This is a genomic window from Ruegeria sp. O6, from assembly GCF_056535045.1.
The window spans coordinates 172,905-192,590 of sequence record NZ_JBQERM010000006.1 but is presented as its reverse complement, the minus strand read 5'-3'; the positions used below and the strand labels follow the sequence as shown (position 1 = coordinate 192,590).

At 56.8% G+C, this 19,686-nt stretch carries 16 protein-coding genes and 1 tRNA gene; 10 read left to right on the top strand and 7 right to left on the bottom strand.

The genetic code is table 11. The annotated features are described in order from the left end of the window. Positions 1-3: 3 nt before the first annotated feature. The 4 genes from ACR0DY_RS10520 to ACR0DY_RS10505 form a co-directional block, all read right to left on the bottom strand. Positions 4-1,893, bottom strand: a complete 1,890-nt coding sequence (locus ACR0DY_RS10520) for an acyl-CoA synthetase (protein WP_480545786.1) — start codon at positions 1,891-1,893, stop codon at positions 4-6. A 159-nt stretch (positions 1,894-2,052) separates the two neighbouring features. Next, complete coding sequence (locus ACR0DY_RS10515; protein WP_480486422.1) at positions 2,053-3,873, bottom strand: ABC transporter transmembrane domain-containing protein; 1,821 nt, start codon at positions 3,871-3,873, stop codon at positions 2,053-2,055. Positions 3,874-4,000: 127 nt separating this feature from the next. After that, positions 4,001-4,074: transfer RNA gene (locus ACR0DY_RS10510), tRNA-Gly, on the bottom strand. A 103-nt stretch (positions 4,075-4,177) separates the two neighbouring features. Continuing rightward, complete coding sequence (locus ACR0DY_RS10505) at positions 4,178-5,050, bottom strand: MurR/RpiR family transcriptional regulator (protein ID WP_480482048.1); 873 nt, start codon at positions 5,048-5,050, stop codon at positions 4,178-4,180. Positions 5,051-5,177: 127 nt separating this feature from the next. Here ACR0DY_RS10505 and ACR0DY_RS10500 point away from each other — a divergent pair, with 127 nt between their 5' ends. The 7 genes from ACR0DY_RS10500 to ACR0DY_RS10470 all read left to right on the top strand — a co-directional run bounded on the left by ACR0DY_RS10500 (position 5,178) and on the right by ACR0DY_RS10470 (position 13,006). Continuing rightward, the gene (locus tag ACR0DY_RS10500; protein WP_480516130.1) at positions 5,178-5,939 is read left to right on the top strand and encodes an N-formylglutamate amidohydrolase; all 762 of its coding nucleotides are present in this window, start codon (positions 5,178-5,180) and stop codon (positions 5,937-5,939) included. A 16-nt stretch (positions 5,940-5,955) separates the two neighbouring features. Beyond that, the gene (locus ACR0DY_RS10495) at positions 5,956-6,477 is read left to right on the top strand and encodes a TRAP transporter small permease subunit (protein WP_480475706.1); all 522 of its coding nucleotides are present in this window, start codon (positions 5,956-5,958) and stop codon (positions 6,475-6,477) included. Further along, a complete protein-coding gene (locus ACR0DY_RS10490; protein WP_267367377.1) occupies positions 6,477-7,802 on the top strand; it encodes a TRAP transporter large permease in 1,326 nt (441 codons plus the stop codon). Before ACR0DY_RS10495 ends, ACR0DY_RS10490 begins: the two co-directional genes overlap by 1 nt. 57 nt (positions 7,803-7,859) lie before the next feature. Continuing rightward, complete coding sequence (locus ACR0DY_RS10485) at positions 7,860-8,897, top strand: TRAP transporter substrate-binding protein (protein WP_209504652.1); 1,038 nt, start codon at positions 7,860-7,862, stop codon at positions 8,895-8,897. A gap of 57 nt (positions 8,898-8,954) precedes the next feature. After that, complete coding sequence (locus ACR0DY_RS10480) at positions 8,955-10,316, top strand: glutamine synthetase family protein (RefSeq protein WP_267364712.1); 1,362 nt, start codon at positions 8,955-8,957, stop codon at positions 10,314-10,316. A gap of 94 nt (positions 10,317-10,410) precedes the next feature. Beyond that, a complete protein-coding gene (locus ACR0DY_RS10475) occupies positions 10,411-11,793 on the top strand; it encodes an aldehyde dehydrogenase family protein (RefSeq protein WP_480545789.1) in 1,383 nt (460 codons plus the stop codon). Positions 11,794-11,860: 67 nt separating this feature from the next. Then, positions 11,861-13,006 carry an iron-containing alcohol dehydrogenase gene (locus ACR0DY_RS10470; protein ID WP_480545790.1) on the top strand — a complete coding sequence of 382 codons (1,146 nt, stop codon included), beginning with the start codon at positions 11,861-11,863 and terminating at the stop codon, positions 13,004-13,006. Positions 13,007-13,068: 62 nt separating this feature from the next. Here the strand turns inward: ACR0DY_RS10470 and ACR0DY_RS10465 are convergent, their stop codons facing one another. Both ACR0DY_RS10465 and ACR0DY_RS10460 read right to left on the bottom strand, forming a co-directional pair. Further along, a complete protein-coding gene (locus ACR0DY_RS10465; RefSeq protein WP_267364709.1) occupies positions 13,069-14,301 on the bottom strand; it encodes an HlyD family secretion protein in 1,233 nt (410 codons plus the stop codon). Next, positions 14,298-14,726 (bottom strand): hypothetical protein, encoded by a 429-nt coding sequence (locus ACR0DY_RS10460; RefSeq protein WP_480898221.1) that lies wholly within the window; start codon positions 14,724-14,726, stop codon positions 14,298-14,300. The genes ACR0DY_RS10465 and ACR0DY_RS10460 overlap by 4 nt, the downstream gene beginning before the upstream one ends. Positions 14,727-14,888: 162 nt before the next feature. Between ACR0DY_RS10460 and ACR0DY_RS10455 the strand changes: the two genes are divergently transcribed. The 3 genes from ACR0DY_RS10455 (at position 14,889) to ACR0DY_RS10445 (ending at position 17,015) form a co-directional block, all read left to right on the top strand. Continuing rightward, complete coding sequence (locus ACR0DY_RS10455; protein WP_480545792.1) at positions 14,889-15,962, top strand: NAD(P)/FAD-dependent oxidoreductase; 1,074 nt, start codon at positions 14,889-14,891, stop codon at positions 15,960-15,962. Continuing rightward, the gene (locus tag ACR0DY_RS10450; RefSeq protein ID WP_480545793.1) at positions 15,959-16,612 is read left to right on the top strand and encodes a DUF938 domain-containing protein; all 654 of its coding nucleotides are present in this window, start codon (positions 15,959-15,961) and stop codon (positions 16,610-16,612) included. The genes ACR0DY_RS10455 and ACR0DY_RS10450 overlap by 4 nt, the downstream gene beginning before the upstream one ends. 67 nt (positions 16,613-16,679) lie before the next feature. Further along, a complete protein-coding gene (locus ACR0DY_RS10445) occupies positions 16,680-17,015 on the top strand; it encodes a carboxymuconolactone decarboxylase family protein (RefSeq protein WP_480545794.1) in 336 nt (111 codons plus the stop codon). Between the two features lie 41 nt (positions 17,016-17,056). Here ACR0DY_RS10445 and ACR0DY_RS10440 read toward each other — a convergent pair whose 3' ends face one another. After that, positions 17,057-19,564: a GcvT family protein gene (locus ACR0DY_RS10440; protein ID WP_480898218.1), complete on the bottom strand. Its 2,508-nt coding sequence runs from the start codon at positions 19,562-19,564 to the stop codon at positions 17,057-17,059. Positions 19,565-19,686 lie beyond the last annotated feature (122 nt).

Here is a 19,686-nt window from a genome sequence, read left to right as displayed (position 1 = left end):
GGCTTATTTGGACCACTCCCAGGGCCGGGTAAATGCGCCCAGGACTTTCGCGACATCGTCTTCCGAAGATCCGTTCGCGTCAAGCTGCGCGACAAGGCCACGCTTTTTATCGTCGATCACCAGAACAACCCGCGCAGCAAGACCCGCAGCGTCAAGAGCACCATTGTAGATGCGGGTGATGGCGTGTTTGCGCAGGTCCGGCTTGAACACCTTGCCGACCGCAGTTTTCGGCAACTCGTCAAGAATGGTTATATGCTTGGGTTGTGCGGCTCGCTCATGCACGTGAACTTTGCAATATTCCAGCAGCTCATTTTCAGTGACCGACGCCCCATCAACCAATTCAACAAAGGCACAGGGCACTTCGCCCGAATGCGCGTCCGGCTGACCGATCGCCCCCGCGAAGGCAACTGCATTGTGACCCAGCAGCGCCTCTTCGATTTCAGCAGGATCGATATTGTGACCACCGCGAATGATCAGGTCCTTGGCGCGACCGGTGATCCAAAGGTAGCCGTCTTCGTCAAACCGCCCCAGATCGCCCGTACGCAGGTATTTGTCAAAGTGATAAAGACCAATGTTCTTGTCGGCCTCAGTATACGTGTTGCCTGCGTACACACCGGGGTTCGAGATGCAGATCTCACCAATCTGATCAGTACCGCACTCTGTCGGCCCATCCGGTCCATCCAGCAGGATTTTGACATCCGTATAGGGGAACGGAATACCGATCGAACCGATCTTTTTCTCGCCATCCACGGGGTTGCATGAGACCAGACAGGTGGCCTCGGTCAGGCCGTAGCCTTCGACGATGGTGACGCCCGTCGCCTCTTCGAAGCGGCGGAACAACTCCACCGGCAGCGGCGCTGAACCCGAAAAGGCGGTTTTCACACTTGAGATATCTGCGTCCACCGGGCGTTGCATCTTGGCTGATATCGCGGTTGGAACAGTGATGATAAAGCTCACTTTCCAGCGCTCGATCAGCTTCCAGAAATTGTCGAACACACCGTCACCGCGATAACCTGCGGGTGTCGGGAAAATTACATGCGCACCTGACGAAACGGCGGCCATCACGATCACATGCACAGCAAAGACGTGGAACATCGGCAGCGGGCACATGATGACGTCATTCTCGTCAAACAACAGCGTGTTGCCCAGCCAGCCGTTGTAGATCAGACCCGAGTATTTATGCTGCGCCACCTTGGGCATCCCGGTGGTCCCACCAGTGTGGAAGAAACAAGCAACGCGATCGTCCTTGCTGTCCTCGAATGTCAGCGTCGTCGGTTGCTTGGCAAGTTCCTTGTTGAAGTTTTTGTAATCCGCATGCGCCAGCTTTTCCTTTTCGCCCATCTTGGGGCGCAGGAAGGGAACCAGCCACGATTTGGGAGGTGTCAGGTACCGGTTCAGGTCAATTTCCAGAATGGTGTTGACCTTGGGCGCGTGGCGCACCGCCTCTTCCACCTTCTGGGCAACATCCGTTTTCGGGAAAGACTTCAATGTAACAACCACTTTGGCGCCTGTCTCACGCAGGATCGCCGCAATCTGCTCGGGCTCCAGCAGCGGATTGATCGGGTTCACAATCCCCGCAACTGCACCGCCCATCATGGTAATCAGTGTTTCGTTACAGTTTGGCAGCACATAGGCCACCACGTCTTTTTCACCGACACCCAGCGAGCGGAACAGGTTTGCTGCCTGATTGACCTTGCCCAGAAGTTCAGACCAGGTCAGGGTTTCGGCTTTGTCATTGGGGCCAGAAAAAAGCTGAAAACTGATGGCATTGTGGTTTGGGAACTTCCCCGCCGTGCGCGACAGGAGCTGATGGAAGGTGACAGGCAGATCCCGATCCTCCCACGACATTTCCTGTTCCATGCGCGTCTTGTCTTCCAATCCCACAAAGGCCATGTGGTTCCTCCCGTTTTTCTCCCGTGTTTTTGCACGAGCTTGTTGTTCGCAACCAAGATGGAAGCAAAACAACCCTCGCGCAAGCGAGGCCTTAGCCTTCAAAGGGGGTAAAATGTAGAATGACGCTACGGCGAATTGACAAATGCCCGCGCGTCACTCCTATTCTGCCGCAACGCCATCTGTGAACTGCAGTCGTGCAAGGCGCGCATATAGCCCATCTTGGGACACCAGATCATCATGGCTGCCCTGCGCCACGATACGGCCTTCTTCTAGCACGACAATACGGTCGGCTTTCTTTACGGTCGCCAATCTGTGCGCAACAATCAGGGTCGTGCGGCCGGCACGCATCTGATCCACGGCGCCCTGCACCGCACGTTCACTCTCCGCATCAAGAGCCGAGGTCGCCTCGTCCAGCAGCAGCACGGGTGCGTCGCGTAAAATGGCGCGGGCGATTGCGATACGCTGTTTTTGCCCACCCGACAGCATGACACCGCGTTCGCCGACAAAACTGTCATACCCATCGGGCAATACGGCAATGAAATCATGTGCGATGGCGGCACGGGCTGCGGCTTCTACTTCGGCATCCGTTGCGTCCAGACGACCGAAACGAATGTTTTCGCGGGCTGAGGCGGCAAAGATCACTGGATCCTGCGGCACCAATGACATGTACTTTCGGAAATCTGTGCGATCCAGTTCCCGCAGATCATGGCCATCCAACATCACCCGGCCCGAATTTGGGTCATAGAACCGTTGAATCAATTGAATGATCGTCGTCTTGCCCGCCCCTGACGGTCCGACAAAGGCAACGGTCTCGCCCGGGTTTACCTGAAGCGACAAGTGATCCAGCGCGATTGTATCGGGGCGCGCTGGATAGCGAAAACTGACATCTTCGAACCGGATTTCGCCCCGGACGTCCTTTGGCAAAGGAGCGGGTTTGGCCGGGTCCGAAACCGTATCTTCGGCATTCAGCAACTCAACAAGTCGCTCGGTGGCTCCGGCGGCGCGCTGAAGCTCGCTCCAAATCTCGGACAAGGCCGCGACTGAACCCGCCATTATAATCGAGTAGATCACGAATTGAATCAGAACGCCCTCGGTCATCACACCGTTGCGTACGTCATTTGCACCCATCCACAGAACGCCAACGATGCCTGAAAATACCAGAAATATCACAATCACCGTCAGCACCGCACGCGTCTGAATCCGACGCAGCGAAACGGTGTAGGACATCTCGGTCATCTCATCGAATTGCTGGCGGCTGGCCTGTTCGTGGGTAAAGGCCTGCACGGTCTGCACCGCCCCCAATGCCTCGCCCGCGTTTCCGGATGACGCAGCGATCCAATCCTGGTTTTCACGGCTGATAACGCGCAAACGCCGACCCAGAATCAATATCGGCACCACCACCACGGGGATAAGCAGCAAGACAAGCCCGGTCAGCTTGGCCGAGGTCAACAGCATCAGAACCAGCCCGCCGATAAACATCAGCATATTGCGCAGCGCGATGGAAACGGATGAGCCAAGAACCGATTGGATGAGTGTCGTGTCGGTGGTGATCCTGCTCAACACTTCACCGGTCATGATGCGTTCGTAGAATTCGGGGCTCATGCCGATCACACGATCAAATACAGCCTTGCGGATGTCAGCAACCACACGTTCCCCCAACCGTGTGACCAACGCATATCTGATGCCGGTTCCCGCAGCCAGAACAGCGGCAATGCCCAACGCTGCCAAAAAGTACCAGTCCAGCAATTCACCGTCCTGAATGCGGAAATTGTCGACAACGCGTCGCACGGCCAATGGCAGGGTCAGCGTCATGCTGGCTGTCAGGATCAGCGCCAGTGTCGCCCCGATCATCAATAGCCTGTAGGGTTTCATGAAAGGCCAGAGCGACCGCAGCACCCCGATCTTCCTTGAGCGGGCCCGCTCTTCGCTAGCGCCAGGAGCCGCTGATTGTGCTGGTTTATTGGCGGTCTGTCTTGCCATGTCCGGCCCTTGTGTATTGAACGCTACAAAGTGAACGCTTTCTTGGCCCCAGCCGCCGTTCCGGTCAAGCATTCCTGCCAGAAACAGCCAACCATAAGGGCCATTTGACGCAGAAATCAGTGGGGATTGGAGCGGGTAGACGGAATCGAACCGACATAGCCTGCTTGGAAGGCAGGGGCTTTACCATTAAGCTATACCCGCAAATGGTTTGCGCTGGTTAAGTCATGCGCCGGGGCGCGTCAAGCGGGAAGTGTGAAAATTCGCGCGACCAAAACCGTGATATTTCCCGGTGGATGTACGGCCTTCAATCGTGACTGCGGAATATCCGCGTCGAGGAGAAAAACCGCTCAAGTTCCTCGATGCGTTCCTTGCTTTCTTCCCACCGTGCCTCTTGCACTTCAGCGATCAGGGTCTCCGATATCAGCTGTAGCGCTATTGTTGAATCCCAGCTGGATGGCGCCTCGACCAGTGCGTGAAAGGTGTAGTTGGCGGTCTTGCCTATCGGTGATCCCCATTGGTCGGTGAACAGGATAACCGTCACACCGCGGCTTGATGCGACCTGCGCCAATTTCTCGAGATAGGCCTCGTATCGGCGGATATCAAAAATCACCAGAACCGAGGTTTCATCCATATCAAGCAGGTACTGCGGCCAAACGTTTGCCGAATTGCCCAGCATCGTCACATTGGGTCGAATAATCTGCATGTGATTGAACAGATAGTCCGCATTTGAACGCGTGATACGCCCGCCCACGACGTAAAGATGGCGATCCGTATTTGCCAGAAGCTGGGCAACGGTGTCGAACATCTCTTTGTCCAGACGTTCCAGCGTGTGGCGCATATTTGTCCAAACAGCCTGCGCAAACCGCGTTGTGGGATGCTCCGCCGCGTCATCCACAACCCAGGCATCCCGTTTCGAGATCGGCTTTTTGATCTGTGCCGCCACCTCTTCTCGCAGGGCGTCCTGCAGGGCGGGAAAACCGTCGAAACCCAGCTTGCGTGCCATACGTATGACCGTCGGGGTCGAGACCTGCGCGGCAGCGGCCAGCTTGGTGATCGATTGCAAGCCGGTCATTGGATAATCCTGCAAAAGTACCGAGGCCAGCTGCCGTTCTGACCGTGTCAGATCGTCAAGCTCTTCCTGTATCCGCTGTTTGACAAGTTTCGCAACGGTGGCCATCGGCACCTTCATTTCTCAAATTTTTTACAGGATATGATTGTTTGTAATTTTGTCTACAGTAATTTTCTTGACAGGTCTGAGGTTGCTGTAACAAATGCTTCTTATGCACCACGATTCCGAGACACCAATGCTACTTCCAACCGAAGCTCCGGCAGCCCGCGCGCAGAATGCCAACGGCCGGGCGCAGTGCGTTTTGGTATGCGAACATGCTAGCCGATTCATCCCAGCGTCATTGAACGGATTGGGCCTGACTGAAGACGCAGCATTGTCTCATGCAGCATGGGATATTGGCGCATTGGCGCTTTCGGTCGAATTGATGAAGGCTTTGGACGCGCCGCTGGTTCATTCCTGCATCAGCCGACTTGTTTACGACTGCAACCGCTCGCCTGAACGTGCAGATGCTATGCCGCAGGTAAGCGAAGTGTTTTCCATTCCCGGCAATGAGAACCTGACAGACACCCAACGCGCCCAAAGAATCCACGAGGTTTATGAGCCGTTCAAACAGCTTTTGTCGTCCACTCTGGACGCGCAGGACCGGCCGCCTGTCGTTGTCACGATGCACAGTTTCACGCCCGTCTACAACGGAAAGACACGATCAGTCGAACTGGGCATTCTTCATGACGAAGATGACAGGGCGGCCCAACTTATGCTGCGCTGTGCCAAGGGCTCGGGTCTGAATGCCGCGTTGAACGAACCTTACTCTGCCACGGATGGCGTCACGCACACGTTGCAGGAACATGCGATCAGTCGGGGGCTTCCGAATGTCATGGTCGAGGTTCGAAACGATCTTATCGACACACCAACGGGAGTAGACCGCATCGCCGGGATTCTGACGCCGATCCTGCAAACGGTAATTGATGCGTATTCGCACACAGAGGCGAAACAATGAGAGTTGAGGTATCGAGATGAAGTTCTTGCGGGGCTACGTGGCGGTCATTGATCGAACGAACCGCTGGATCGGACGCGTCGTCATGTACGGCATTTTCGTCATGATGGGTATTCTGTTCTGGTCTTCGGTCTCGAAAACCTTTTTCGTACCGTCGCTCTGGACACTCGAGATGGCTCAGTTCGCCATGGTGGCCTACTATATGCTTGGTGGCCCTTATTCGATCCAGATGGGGTCAAACGTGCGAATGGACCTGCTTTATGGCGAATGGTCTCATCGCCGCAAGGCCTGGACGGATGCCTTCACAGTCGTATTCCTGATCATTTATCTGCTCATCTTGCTGTGGGGTGGATGGGACAGCCTGATGTATTCTTTCCAATATGGCGGTGAGCGCAGCGCGACGATCTGGCGGCCCTACCTGTGGCCCGTCAAGCTGATCATGGTTATCGGTATCTTCCTGATGCTGCTGCAAGCCGTGTCCGAATTGTTCAAGGATATCTTGCGCCTGTGCGGCGACGATATCCCGCGTGAGGTAATCTGATGTCATACGAGATGATTGCCTTGCTGATGTTCGCATCAATGATGCTAATGATGCTGACCGGCCAGCGCGTCTTTGGTGCAATCGGCTGTGTCGCTGTGGTTTCAGCCTTGTTCCTTTGGGGGGATAGGGGCGGTTACGATCTGGGTTTTGCCGCTGCGATCAAGGTCATGAAGTGGTACCCGCTGCTGACACTGCCCATGTTCATTTTCATGGGATACATCCTTTCCGAAAGTCGGATCGCAGATGACCTTTACAAGATGTTCCATGTCTGGATGGGTGGCTTGTCCGGTGGTCTGGCTGTCGGAACCATCGGACTGATGGTTCTGATCTCGGCAATGAACGGGTTGTCCGTTGCAGGTATGGCGATTGGTGCCACGATTGCCTTGCCGGAGTTGCTGCGCCGGAATTATGACAAGCGCATGGTGACCGGCGTCATTCAGGCCGGATCATCCCTTGGGATTCTGGTGCCACCATCCGTTGTTCTGGTTCTTTATGCCATGATCGCGCGGCAACCCGTTGGCCAGCTATGGCTTGCCGGAGTGATACCCGGGCTGATGATGGCGGCCATGTTCATCATCTACATTGTCATCCGCTGCCGCATCAACCCGTCGCTCGGCCCGGTCCTGCCCGCGGAAGACCGCGACATTCCGTTGCGAGAAAAGCTGCTGCTGTTGCAAGCCGGATTGTTACCCTTGGGCATTTTCATGGTGATGATGGTCCCTTTTGTTAACGGCTGGACTTCGTTGGTGGAATCCTCCGCCATCGGCGCCACTACGGCCATGCTGGCTGCCTTTCTGAAAGGGCGGCTGACACGCACGGTTTTCGAGAATTCAATTCGGCACACCCTGGGCATCTCGTGTATGTTCATGTGGATCATTCTGGCGGCTCTGGCTTTTGGCGCTGTCTTCGACGGGTTGGGTGCGGTCAAGGCAATCGAAAGCCTGTTCACCGAAAAACTGGGTCTTTCCCCTTGGATGATCCTGGTTCTCATGCAGCTCAGCTTTATCCTGATGGGCACGTTTCTGGACGATACTGCCATGCTGGTTATCGTCGCGCCGCTTTACGTTCCGCTGGTGGGTGCGCTTGGCTTTGATCTTATCTGGTACGGCGTGCTTTATACGATCACCACGCAGATCGCTTATATGACGCCGCCATTCGGCTATAATCTGTTCCTGATGCGCGCGATGGCCCCGCCGGAAATATCGCTGCGCGATATCTACAGTTCGATCGTTCCTTTTGTTCTGGTGATGGTCTGCGCCTTGGCCATAATCATCATCTTTCCTGAAATCGCGCTTTGGCTGCCGAATTATGTCTATGGAAATTAAGTCACAAGACCCCGGCAAGGGGCGAAGTTCAGCAAGACTAAACAGAGGAGAAAGACAATGACTACAAGACGCAGATTTCTAAGTTCCGCCGGTCTGGCGGGGGCCGCCACATTGGCCTCTCCTGCGATCGTCAAAGCGCAATCCGCCATCAAGTGGCGGTTCCAGACCTATGCCGGTGGCGCATTGGGCGAACATGTGACCAAGCCAGCCATCGATTACATCAACGCCAATGCCAATGGCGAACTTGAGATCGAACTGTTCTATGCGGACCAGATCGTTCCGACAGGTGAACTGTTCCAGGCCCTGCAACGCGGCACGATTGACGGTGTGCATTCAGACGACGATTCCATGGCTTCGCCTACTCCGCTGCGTCAGTTCGGTGGTTATTTCCCCTTCGCCACCAAGCATATTCTGGACGTTCCGGTGCTGTTCAACCAGTACGGTCTGGCTGATATCTGGCGCTCGGAATATGAGAAGGTTGGCGTGACGTGGCTGTCGGCAGCGGGTCAGGACCCCTGCAACTTCAACACCAAAAAGGAAATCAAGAGCCTTGGCGACCTGGATGGGCTGAAGCTCTATACCTTCCCGACGGCCGGGCGTTTCCTGGCCAAGTTTGGTGTTGTGCCGGTCAATATCCCTTACGAAGACGCGGAAGTGGCGGTACAAACCGGTGAGTTGGACGGAATGGCCTGGTCGGGCATCACTGAAGATTACACTGTTGGCTGGGCCAATGTGACCGACTATTTCCTGACCAACAACATCTCAGGCGCGTGGATCGGATCCTGGTTTGCAAACCAGGAACGCTGGGCCGAGTTGCCTGACCACCTGAAATCGGTTGTGATGGCAGGTGTCGAAGCAGGCCACACCTATCGTAACCAGTGGTATTGGGGCGGCGAAGCGGCCTTGCGCGCGAATGGCGACAAACTGCAGTTGCGACAGGTTCCGGCGGCAGAATGGAAAGAAGTGGAAAATGCCGCTATCGAATTCTGGGACGAGGTCGCACAGGAAGGCGAAATTCACCAGAAGATCGTTGGCATCTTCCGTGAGTACAACTCGGTCATCAACCAGGCCGGCGCTCCTTACACTTTCGATTGATATCAAAACAGGGGCGCTGTCATGCGGCGCCCCTACTCAACGCATGAGGTTTGTTTCATGACCGCAACTCTGACTTTCGAAACCCTGAAATCGCTTGTCGCAGACGGCGCGATCGACACTGTATTGGTTTGCATGGTTGACATGCAGGGTCGGTTGATGGGCAAGCGTTTTCATGCAGGTCATTTTGTGGCTGGCGCGTGGGAAGAGACCCATTGCTGTAATTACCTGCTGGCCACGGATCTCGAGATGGCGACGCCGGATGGGTATGCCTCGACCAGTTGGGAGCGGGGTTATGGCGACTATGTGATGAAGCCAGACCTGAGCACATTGCGCCCGGTGCCCTGGCTGGAGGGCACCGCGATGGTGATGTGCGATATGCTGGATCACCACACCCATGAGGAAGTGCCACATGCGCCGCGCTCGATCCTGAAAAAGCAGGTGAACCGCCTGAAGGCGATGGGGTATGAGGCGATGTGCGCCACCGAGCTGGAATTCTTCCTGTTCGCGAAAAGCTTTGATGCGATCCGCAAGGAAGGGTTCCGCGATCTGGAGCCGATCTCGGGGTATAACGAAGATTATCACATTCTGCAGACCACCAAGGAAGAGCATGTGATGCGCCCGATCCGGAACCACCTGTGGGATGCGGGTATTCCGGTCGAGAACACCAAAGGTGAAGCCGAGGCCGGACAGGAAGAACTGAATATCAAATACGCGCCTGCGATGGACACGGCAGAGTATCACTCGATCGCCAAGAACGCGGTGAAAGAGATCGCCTGGCAGCAGGGTCATGCGGCGACCTTCCTGCCGAAATGGCATCATGAAAGGGTTGGCAGCTCGTCGCATGTGCATCAGTCGCTCTGGGCGGATGGCAAACCAGCCTTCTATGATGCCGGGGATGAACTGGGCATGTCGGCGCTGATGAAAAGCTATATGGCCGGCCTGCTGAAATACGCCGCTGATTACACGTATTTCATGGCGCCGTACATCAACAGCTACAAGCGGTTCATGAAGGGCACCTTTGCGCCGACGCGGATCATCTGGTCGGTAGACAACCGTACGGCAGGGTACCGCCTGTGCGGGGATGGCACCAAGGCGATACGGGTCGAGTGCCGTATTCCGGGATCGGACATGAACCCTTATCTGGCGATTGCAGGGATGCTGGCGGCCGGGATCGCGGGGATCGAAGAAGGGCTGGAGTTGCAGCCGCCGACCAAAGGCGATGTCTATCAGGGAGAGACGGGAAAGATCCCGGGTACTTTGAAGGATGCACGCAACGCTTTGCACGGGTCACAGATGCTGCGCGCGGCCATGGGCGATGACGTTGTCGATCACTATACCCGCGCGGCTGAGGTCGAAATCGAGGAATTCGAACGCGTGGTAACCGATTGGGAAATTGCCCGCGGGTTTGAGCGGGCTTGAGATGGAGGAAGCGAGGGGCCGGCCCCTCGCGCACCCCGGGATATTTATGGCCAGATGAAGCAGGGATCCTGCTCTCTTTAGAGATGGAGTGACTATGGGGCAGATGTTGCAATGTGTCTCGCCGATCGATGGATCGGTATTTGCCGAACGAGAAGTACTGTCTCGGGATGCTGCGTTTGAATTTGCTGACCGTGCGCGGGCGGCGCAGGCCGGATGGGCAGCGCGACCGTTGCAGGAGCGGATTGATCTGGTGATGACGGGCGTCGCGGCCATCGGCGCGATGAATGATGAGATTGTTCCGGAACTGGCCCATATGATGGGCCGCCCGGTGCGCTATGGCGGCGAGTTTGGGGGATTCAACGAACGCGCCAGCCATATGGCAAAGATCGCCGAGACGTCACTGGCAGATATTGCCGTGGGCGAGGATGAAACCTTCAAACGCTATATCAAGCGCATTCCGCATGGGGTGGTCTTTGTAGTTGCGCCCTGGAACTACCCCTACATGACGGCGATCAACACGGTGGCCCCCGCTTTGATCGCGGGCAACACGGTTGTTCTGAAGCACGCAACCCAGACTTTGTTGGTTGGTGAGCGGATGGCGCAGGCGTTCCATTCGGCGGGGGTGCCCGAAGACGTGTTCCAGAATGTGTTCCTCAGCCACGACGTGACCAATGACCTCATCGCGGGTAACGCGTTCGATTTTGTGAACTTCACCGGTTCGGTCGGTGGCGGTCAGGCCATGGAGCGTGCGGCGGCGGGGACTTTTACGGGCGTGGGCACTGAACTGGGCGGCAAGGATCCGGGTTATGTCATGGACGACGCCGATCTGGACGCGGCGGTCGATACGTTGATCGACGGCGCGATGTTCAATTCGGGCCAGTGTTGCTGTGGGATCGAGCGGATTTACGTTCACGAAAGCCTTTATGATGACTTTGTCACCAAGGCCGTAGACATCGTGAAAGGCTACAAACTGGGCAATCCGCTGGACGCCGAAACAACTATTGGTCCGATGGCCAATGTGCGTTTCGCTGACGAGGTGCGCGCGCAGATTGCCGAAGCGGTTGAGGCCGGTGCGGTCGCGCATATTGAAGCCTTCCCCGAGGATGACGGCGGCGCATATCTCACGCCACAGATCCTGACCAATGTCACCCATGATATGCGGGTGATGCGGGACGAAAGCTTTGGCCCGGTGGTGGGCATCATGAAAGTGTCCTCGGATGCCGAGGCCATCGCGCTGATGAATGACAGCGAATTTGGCCTGACTGCCAGCCTTTGGACCCGCGATGTGGACCGAGCGGCGCGTGTGGGCGACCAGATCGAGACCGGCACCGTCTTTATGAACCGGGCCGACTATCTGGATCCTGGGCTGTGCTGGACCGGTTGCAAGAATACCGGACGCGGCGGTGGTCTTTCGGTCATCGGCTATCACAATCTCACCCGTCCAAAATCCTACCACCTGAAGAAGGTCACGGGCTAAGGACGACGGCCTGCTCGGGGCTGACCCCCTCACCCGAGCAGGTCTCAAATCACAAAGGAAACCTGACATGTCACTTGTTGGAAACTGGTCCTATCCGACCGCAATCAAATTTGGTGCCGGGCGCATCAAGGAACTGCCCGCAGCCTGTGCCGCAGCCGGGATGAAGAAACCTCTGCTGGTCACGGACAAAGGGTTGGCCGATCTGCCGATCACATCGGCGACGCTGGATATCATGGAGGCGGCTGGTCTGGGCCGCGGTCTATTCAGTGATGTGGACCCAAACCCAAATGAGAAAAACCTCGACGCAGGCGTTGCGGCATACAAGGCCGGTGGTCACGATGGTGTGATTGCCTTTGGCGGCGGCTCGGGGCTGGATCTGGGCAAGATGGTCGCCTTCATGTGCGGCCAGACGCGCCCGGTATGGGACTTTGAGGATATCGGCGACTGGTGGACCCGCGCCGACGCGGATGCAATCGCGCCGATCATTGCGGTTCCAACGACTGCGGGGACCGGGTCCGAGGTTGGTCGTGCCAGTGTCATCACCAATTCCGAGACCCACGCCAAGAAGATCATCTTCCACCCCAAGGTCCTGCCGACGGTGGTGATCTGCGATCCGGAACTGACGGTTGGGATGCCCAAATTCATCACCGCAGGCACCGGTCTGGACGCCTTCGCGCATTGCGTCGAAGCCTATTCGAGCCCGCTTTATCACCCGATGAGCCAGGGCATCGCACTGGAAGGTATGCGTTTGGTGAAAGACTATCTGCCGCGCGCCTACGCAGATGGCAACGACATTGAGGCCCGCGCCCAGATGATGAGCGCGGCGGCCATGGGCGCGACCGCGTTCCAGAAGGGACTGGGTGCGATCCACGCCATGAGCCACCCGGTTGGCGCGCACTTTAACACTCATCACGGCACCACAAACGCGGTCTGTATGCCTGCCGTGCTGGACTTTAACGCCCCCGCCATCGCCGACCGGTTCCAGAACGCTGCCGCCTATCTGGGCATCAAAGGCGGGTTCGATGGCTTCCGCGCCTTTGTGCAGGAATTCAACGACAGCCTTGGTATCCCGCGAAAGCTGGCAGACCTCGGCGTGACCGAAACCTCAATCCCAACCCTCGTCGAAGGCGCAATCATCGACCCTTCATGCGGCGGGAACCCGATTGAGTTGACCAAAGAAAACCTGACACAGCTGTTCAAAGCAGCACTGTAAGAACGCAAGCGCCCGGCAAGGAACCTGCCGGGCGCTTTAAGAACTGTTCTACTGGTGCCGGATCAATGCCCGGTCAGTACCAGAGTGTTGACCGGCATCAGGATCAGGCGCAAACGCAAACCTGCCGCATGGACCACGCCAATTGTGTCAACCACATGCAGGAAAGCAGCTTGCCAAAAGCCCAAATCCTCGTGTTCCAGACGGTCATGGTTGTCGGTGTAGACATTGGCCAGACAGTTGCTGCCTGGAGGAATGTCATCGGCCATACCTTTATACAGCGGCTCCATAAAGACCAGAATTGATCCGGGATTAGTATTGTTCTGTACATCCCGCAATTCATCTGATGGACGGATCTGGCCGGACGGTATGACATCCTGCACCTCGACCACCACAGTGGGGATAACGGTGAAAGGCTTGGTCATGCAGCCCAACTCACCGATCATACCTGGCTTGATCACCTGAGCAGACAGCTGGTTGAAAGCCGCCTGAAAACGGTCATGTCCGGTATGCGATGGAACGAGGATGCCAGCAGGACGCAACAAGGGGCTCACGTAATCACCGACTTGCAGGCTAAACTGCTCGACCCGTCCGGTAACACCGGCGACAATCAGTGTTTTGTCCAACTCGGTTTGCGCGGCGTCCAGCTGTGCTATGGCACTGGCCAGTTGCGCGGGGATCAGCTCCTCGATCTGCTGTTCAACTGCCGCACGTCTGGATTCGGCCGCAACAACCTGCGCCTCACGCTCGGCAACAAGGTTTTCCAACCGCTCAATCTCGGTCAGTCGGACAGCGCTTGAACCTTGGTCGCGCAGGGTCGTATTTCTTTCAAGATCTTCCAAGGACTGCGCCAAAGCCGCCTTGGCACCGGCAATACCGGCATCAGCCTCGGCCAGATCAGTTTCAGCCACGCGCAGCGAGGCCTGAACCTGTGCAATCTGTGCATTTGCCGCCTGAACCTGCGCTGCCTGGCTGAAATCTTCGATCCTGAAAATCGGCTGACCAGCGGTTACCAACTCGTTATTCTTGACGAATATTTCCGAAACGCGACCGCCAAGTTGCGGCAGGATCGTCACGGTTCGAAAATAGGACGCTGCGGTTTTACTGGCTGGGTGAAAATAGAACAGCGTGGTGATTACCGTCAGCGCCAGAATGGCACAGGTCGTAAGGCCCCAGCGCAATTCGTACCACATGGTGAAAAGGGTGATCTCGTGACCGATACGTTTGCCCTGAACAAACCGGCGGAACAGATAATCAGGCAGCACCGTGATCAGGGCGCAAAGCAGGGTCTCAATCATGTGTTTTGCTCCTGCACGTCGGTGACTTCTGAAACGCCAGGGGTTGGAGCAGGTGCCTCGGGCACCGGTTCCGGAGCACTTGCACCTCCAAGAGAACGAATGGCATCGGCGATGTTTCTAAGCGGGGAGGCGAAATCCGGAAACTGAAACCCTGCGACCAGTACGGCGGCAATCCAGAATATCCCGTTATGTGTAAACAGGGCCAGCAGTGCCAGAATGCCCACCAACTGAAATTGCGGATGGTTGTTCTCGTGCGCCATTTTTTCCGGAACCGAATGAAGCGTCAGGTACCCAACACCGATCAGCACCACGAGAATGACAAAGAAGACGACCATAGCCGAAAAAAGGTAATCGCTTCCGTCAGCTGCGACGATATATCGGGGAATGTGCCCAGTGGCCATTGGATGAAGATCTGCTGTGGTCACCTTGCCCTCCTGTTCGTTTTGATACTTCTTTGAACGGGTTGAAGCCCAAATTCAAGGCTGCATATATTTTGGAGATTCTTCGAAATGCCAAGTGCTTGACCCAGAGAGCTAAATGAAACCCAGAAAACTTGTGGCGAACCTGCTGCGGAAGGAACACAAATAATGATCGATTTCCTCGTCATCGGGGGCGGAATTGCCGGGTTGAGTGCGGGCGCGCGCTTGTCGGAACATGGAACCGTGATGGTTTTGGAGGCCGAAGACGCCTTGGGGTATCACGCGTCGGGTCGCTCGGCAGCCCTGTTTGAGCAAAGCTATGGTCCGCCATCCGTGGTGGCGCTGAACACGGCTGGGGCCGCGTTCCTGCACACAAAGAACGGTGGGTACCTGACACGGCGCGGACTGATGTTGATCGGTTCGTTTGAACAAAGCGAGGTTTTCGAAGCCGACCGCAAGGATCTGAACATGGAAAGAATTCCCATCGATCAGGCGGTTTCGAGCGTTCCGATCCTGAACCCGGCCAAGGTGGGTTTCGCGGCTATCAGTGAAGCTGCGTTTGACATCGATACCGATCGCCTGTTGCAAGACTTCGCGCGGGCCATTCGCCAGAACGGAGGAACCGTTGCAACGAAAAGCAAAGTAACTGGCATTCGAAAGGAGCGGCATTGGCTGGTCGAGGCCGGGCAAATCTTCGAAGCCCGCAATTTGGTGAATGCGACCGGTGCATGGGTGGACGAGATCGCCATGCTTGCCGGGATACCACCTATCGGCATCACTCCTCGCCGCCGATCCATGGCACGGCTGCCCGCCCCCGGGGGCCATGATGTATCCGGATGGCCCATGATGCTGGGCACGGGTGAAACATGGTACGCCAAACCGGACGCGGGCAAGCTGCTTGTTTCGCCTGCCGAAGCCGACCCGGTACCACCTCAGGACGCCTATGCCGACGATATGGTGCTGGCCGAAGGTCTGGCGCGCTATGAAGAATTGATGACCGAACCAGTAACACGCGTCGAAACAAACTGGGCAGGATTGCGCAGTTTCGCACCAGATGGAACCTTGGTGCTTGGGCCTGACCCGATCGATCCGTCGTTTATCTGGTCTGCGGGTCAAGGCGGGTATGGTTTCCAAACAGCACCGGCAGCTTCGCAGTTGTTGTGTGATTTGGTGGTCGGAAACACGCCGGTGCTGGATCCAGACAGTGTTAAGTCGCTGACCCCAAACAGGTTGAACAGATGATCAAACGCAATCTACCGCCCTCTGCGAATGTCGCCAACGCGAGTGAGGATGGGAAACTGGTGGCCCCGGCAGCGACGCGAAACTCCGATGCGCTTTGCGCGTTGCTACAAGACTGGGCACCGCGCCGTGGGCACGCGCTGGAGATTGCAAGCGGAACCGGTCAGCATGTCTGTGGATTTGCTGATTTGCTGCCCGATCTGACGTGGCATCCCACCGAACCTGACCCTGAACGCCGCATTAGCATCGACGCCTATACCAGCGCCTTACCCAACGTGGCAAATGCCGAACATCTGGACGCAACGAATTCGGGCTGGCATGCGCGCTTTCCTTCGCAGAACCTGATCGTCTTGATTAACCTGATACATTTGATCAGTTGGCAGGACACCAGAACCATTTTCGCCGAAATCGCTCAGTCCCTGACTGAAAATGGGCGGTTCGTTTTGTACGGCCCATTCAAACGCTCGGGGCAATTGACAAGTGACGGGGACAAAAAGTTTCACGAGGCTCTGATCGGGCAAGATCCAGACATTGGATACAAGAACGACGAAGATATGCTTGGCCTGTTTCAGGACGTAGGGTTGCGCGTGCTGAAAACCATCGACATGCCCGCAAACAACCTTGCATTTGTTTCCGAGCGCCCGGCCAACTGATCGAGATCAAGGTCAACTTACCACTGCCTGCACATATTCCCGTTATCTTATGAAAAAGGCACTCAAAATGGCTTGGCAAGATAAGCTCTCGGCGACGCGCACCAGCTTGCGCAACCTCAACGGGGCCATTCCCGACACGTCGCGCGCATTCGGCGCACTTGGGAAGGCTGTGAAGGAAGGCGGAACGCTCGACTATAAAACAAAGGAATTTATTGCGCTGGGTATGTCGGTATCGCTCCGCTGCGAGCCCTGCATTACTCTGCACACCGATGCGTTGGTCAAAGCGGGTGCAACACGTGAAGAGGTGTCCGACGTTTTGGGTATGGCCATTCAGATGGGTGGTGGACCAGCCATGATGTATGCCGCCAAGGCGTTGGAATGTTTCGACGAACTATCCGCGTAACCAACAGAAAAGGCCCCGGAATTTCCGGGGCCTTTGATTGATCAACCGTCCTTGCGGATGGTTTCGTTTTTCGGATCGTATGGGCTGTCGCAGGTGACAACCGCATCCCACAACTTGTCCTGCATCTTGACCTTCAGCTTGGTGCCTTCGACCGCCAGTTCAGGCTTCACATAGCCCATGCCGATCGACTTCTCGAACGCGACCGAATAGCCGCCCGAGGTCAGGCGACCTACACGCTCGCCTTCCGGCGTATACAGCGCCTCGCGGCCCCACGGGTCAGCATCGGCCGGACCGTCGATCAGCAAGGTGCAGCACTTGACGCGCACACCGGTCTCTTCCAGCTTGGCCTTGCCGTGGAAGTCCTTGGACAGGTCGACAAAGCGCGGCAGGTCGGCTTCCAGCGGGGTCGCATCGCGGCCCAGTTCGGTGCCGAAGGCGCGATAGGACTTCTCCTGACGCAGCCAGTTCTGGGCACGGGCACCGACCAGCTTCATACCGTGCTTTTCACCGGCTTTTTCCAGCAGGTCGAACAGGTAGTTCTGCATTTCGATCGGATGGTGCAGTTCCCAGCCCAGCTCACCGGTATAGGCCACGCGGATCGCGTTCACGGGGCACATGCCCAGTTCGATCTGACGGGCCGACAACCACGGGAAGCGCTTGTTGGACAGTGCGGTTTCCGGATCGGCGTCCTTGATGACTTCTTTCAAAACGTCACGCGACTTGGGTCCGGCGATGGCGAAGACGCCCCACTGGGTGGTCACGTCCTGGATTTCGATGTAACCGAACTCCTCCATCTTGTCCTCGGCCGCTTTACGCAGGTAGTCGGCGTCGTACTCGGTCCATGCACCGGCAGAGACGATGTAGTAGTTGTTCTCACCATTGCGGACGATGGTGTATTCGGTGCGGGTGGTGCCATTCGAGGTCAGCGCGTAGGTCAGGTTGATACGACCGACCTTGGGCAGCTTGTTGCAGGTGAACCAATCCAGGAACTGCGTGGCACCGGGGCCTTTGACAACATGCTTGGTGAAGGCCGATGCGTCGATCAGGCCAACGCCTTCGCGGATCGCTTTGGCCTCTTCGACGGCATATTGCCACCAGCCGCCACGGCGGAACGAGCGTGCTTCCTTGTCGAAATTCTCGGGCGCGTCCAGCGGGCCGTAATAGTTCGGGCGTTCCCAGCCATTCACCCAGCCGAATTGAGCACCGCGGGCTTTCTGGCGATCATAGGCCGGAACGGTCCGTAGCGGACGGCAGGCTTCACGCTCTTCATCCGGGTGGTGCAGGATGTAGACATGCTCGTAGCATTCTTCATTCTTGCGCGCCGCGAACTCGGTGGTCATCCAGTTGCTGCTGTAACGCTTAGGGTCCAGCGATGCCATGTCGATCTCGGCTTCGCCATCGACCATCATCTGTGCCAGATAATAGCCGGTGCCGCCCGCAGCGGTGATGCCAAAGCTGAAACCCTCGGCCAGCCACATGTTACGCAAACCCGGGGCCGGACCAACCAGCGGGTTACCATCCGGTGTATAGCAGATCGGGCCGTTGAAATCATCCTTCAGGCCGGATTCGGCACAGGACGGCACGCGCTCGGCCATTGCCATGTACTGCTCGGCGATCCGGTCCAGATCCAGTGGGAACAGGTCGGCGCGGAAGCTGTCCGGAACGCCGAATTCGAACTGCGCAGGGGCGCCGTGTTCATAGATGCCAAGAATCCAGCCACCGCGTTCTTCACGCGCATAGGATTCGTTGTCGGCGTCGCGGACAACGGGGTGCTCGGGGTTGCCTGCTTCGCGCCATTTGACCAACTCGGGGTCTTTATCCATGACGATAAAGGTATGTTCCACCGGGATAGCAGGCATTTTGATGCCCAGCATCTTGGCGGTGCGCTGCGCGTGGTTGCCCGACGCGGTCACAACATGTTCGGCGGTGATTACGACCTGCTCGTCGGAAGGCACCAGGTTGCCGCCCTTTTCGACCATCTTGGTGCAGGTCACTTCCCAGTGCGTGCCGTTCCAGTGAAACGCGTCAGCCTGCATCTTGCGCACGATTTCGACACCACGCTGACGGGCCCCCTTGGCCATCGCTTGGGTCACGTCGGCAGGGTTAATATAACCGTCCTCGGTGTGATAGATCGCGCCCTTCAGATCCGATGTCTCGATCAGCGGCCAGCGTTCCTTGATCTGGTCCGGGGTCAGCCATTCGTATTTCACATCACAGGTTTCGGCGGTCGAGGCATAGAGCATGTATTCGTCCATACGCTCTTGCGTCTGTGCCATGCGCAGGTTGCCCACAACCGCGAAGCCCGCATTCAGGCCGGTTTCTTCCTCAAGCGTCTTGTAGAAATCCACCGAATACTTGTGGATATGGGTCGTCGCATAGGACATGTTGAACAGCGGCAACAGGCCCGCGGCGTGCCAGGTGGACCCGGACGTCAGTTCGTCCCGTTCGATCAACATCACATCGTCCCAGCCCGCTTTGGCCAGATGATAGGCAATCGAGGTCCCGACGGCGCCGCCGCCTACGACCAATGCTTTGACTTGGGTTTTCATAACCGGGCGTCTCCCCTTGAAATCAGTTGACACCATATGGCGCACTTAAGGGGGAAAGCGCGACATTCATCCGACCAGTGATATGAAAAAAACGACCCGAATATCGAAAGCGGGTCGCAATT

Coding starts and splice junctions, on each gene's coding strand:
- ACR0DY_RS10475 (WP_480545789.1), top strand. CDS start 10,411: ATGGGGCAGATGTTGCAATGTGTCTCGCCGATCGATGGATCGGTATTT.
- ACR0DY_RS10485 (WP_209504652.1), top strand. CDS start 7,860: ATGACTACAAGACGCAGATTTCTAAGTTCCGCCGGTCTGGCGGGGGCC.
- ACR0DY_RS10440 (WP_480898218.1), bottom strand. CDS start 19,564: ATGAAAACCCAAGTCAAAGCATTGGTCGTAGGCGGCGGCGCCGTCGGG.
- ACR0DY_RS10455 (WP_480545792.1), top strand. CDS start 14,889: ATGATCGATTTCCTCGTCATCGGGGGCGGAATTGCCGGGTTGAGTGCG.
- ACR0DY_RS10450 (WP_480545793.1), top strand. CDS start 15,959: ATGATCAAACGCAATCTACCGCCCTCTGCGAATGTCGCCAACGCGAGT.
- ACR0DY_RS10495 (WP_480475706.1), top strand. CDS start 5,956: ATGAAGTTCTTGCGGGGCTACGTGGCGGTCATTGATCGAACGAACCGC.
- ACR0DY_RS10520 (WP_480545786.1), bottom strand. CDS start 1,893: ATGGCCTTTGTGGGATTGGAAGACAAGACGCGCATGGAACAGGAAATG.
- ACR0DY_RS10480 (WP_267364712.1), top strand. CDS start 8,955: ATGACCGCAACTCTGACTTTCGAAACCCTGAAATCGCTTGTCGCAGAC.
- ACR0DY_RS10445 (WP_480545794.1), top strand. CDS start 16,680: ATGGCTTGGCAAGATAAGCTCTCGGCGACGCGCACCAGCTTGCGCAAC.
- ACR0DY_RS10490 (WP_267367377.1), top strand. CDS start 6,477: ATGTCATACGAGATGATTGCCTTGCTGATGTTCGCATCAATGATGCTA.
- ACR0DY_RS10500 (WP_480516130.1), top strand. CDS start 5,178: ATGCTACTTCCAACCGAAGCTCCGGCAGCCCGCGCGCAGAATGCCAAC.
- ACR0DY_RS10470 (WP_480545790.1), top strand. CDS start 11,861: ATGTCACTTGTTGGAAACTGGTCCTATCCGACCGCAATCAAATTTGGT.
- ACR0DY_RS10505 (WP_480482048.1), bottom strand. CDS start 5,050: ATGGCCACCGTTGCGAAACTTGTCAAACAGCGGATACAGGAAGAGCTT.
- ACR0DY_RS10465 (WP_267364709.1), bottom strand. CDS start 14,301: ATGATTGAGACCCTGCTTTGCGCCCTGATCACGGTGCTGCCTGATTAT.
- ACR0DY_RS10515 (WP_480486422.1), bottom strand. CDS start 3,873: ATGGCAAGACAGACCGCCAATAAACCAGCACAATCAGCGGCTCCTGGC.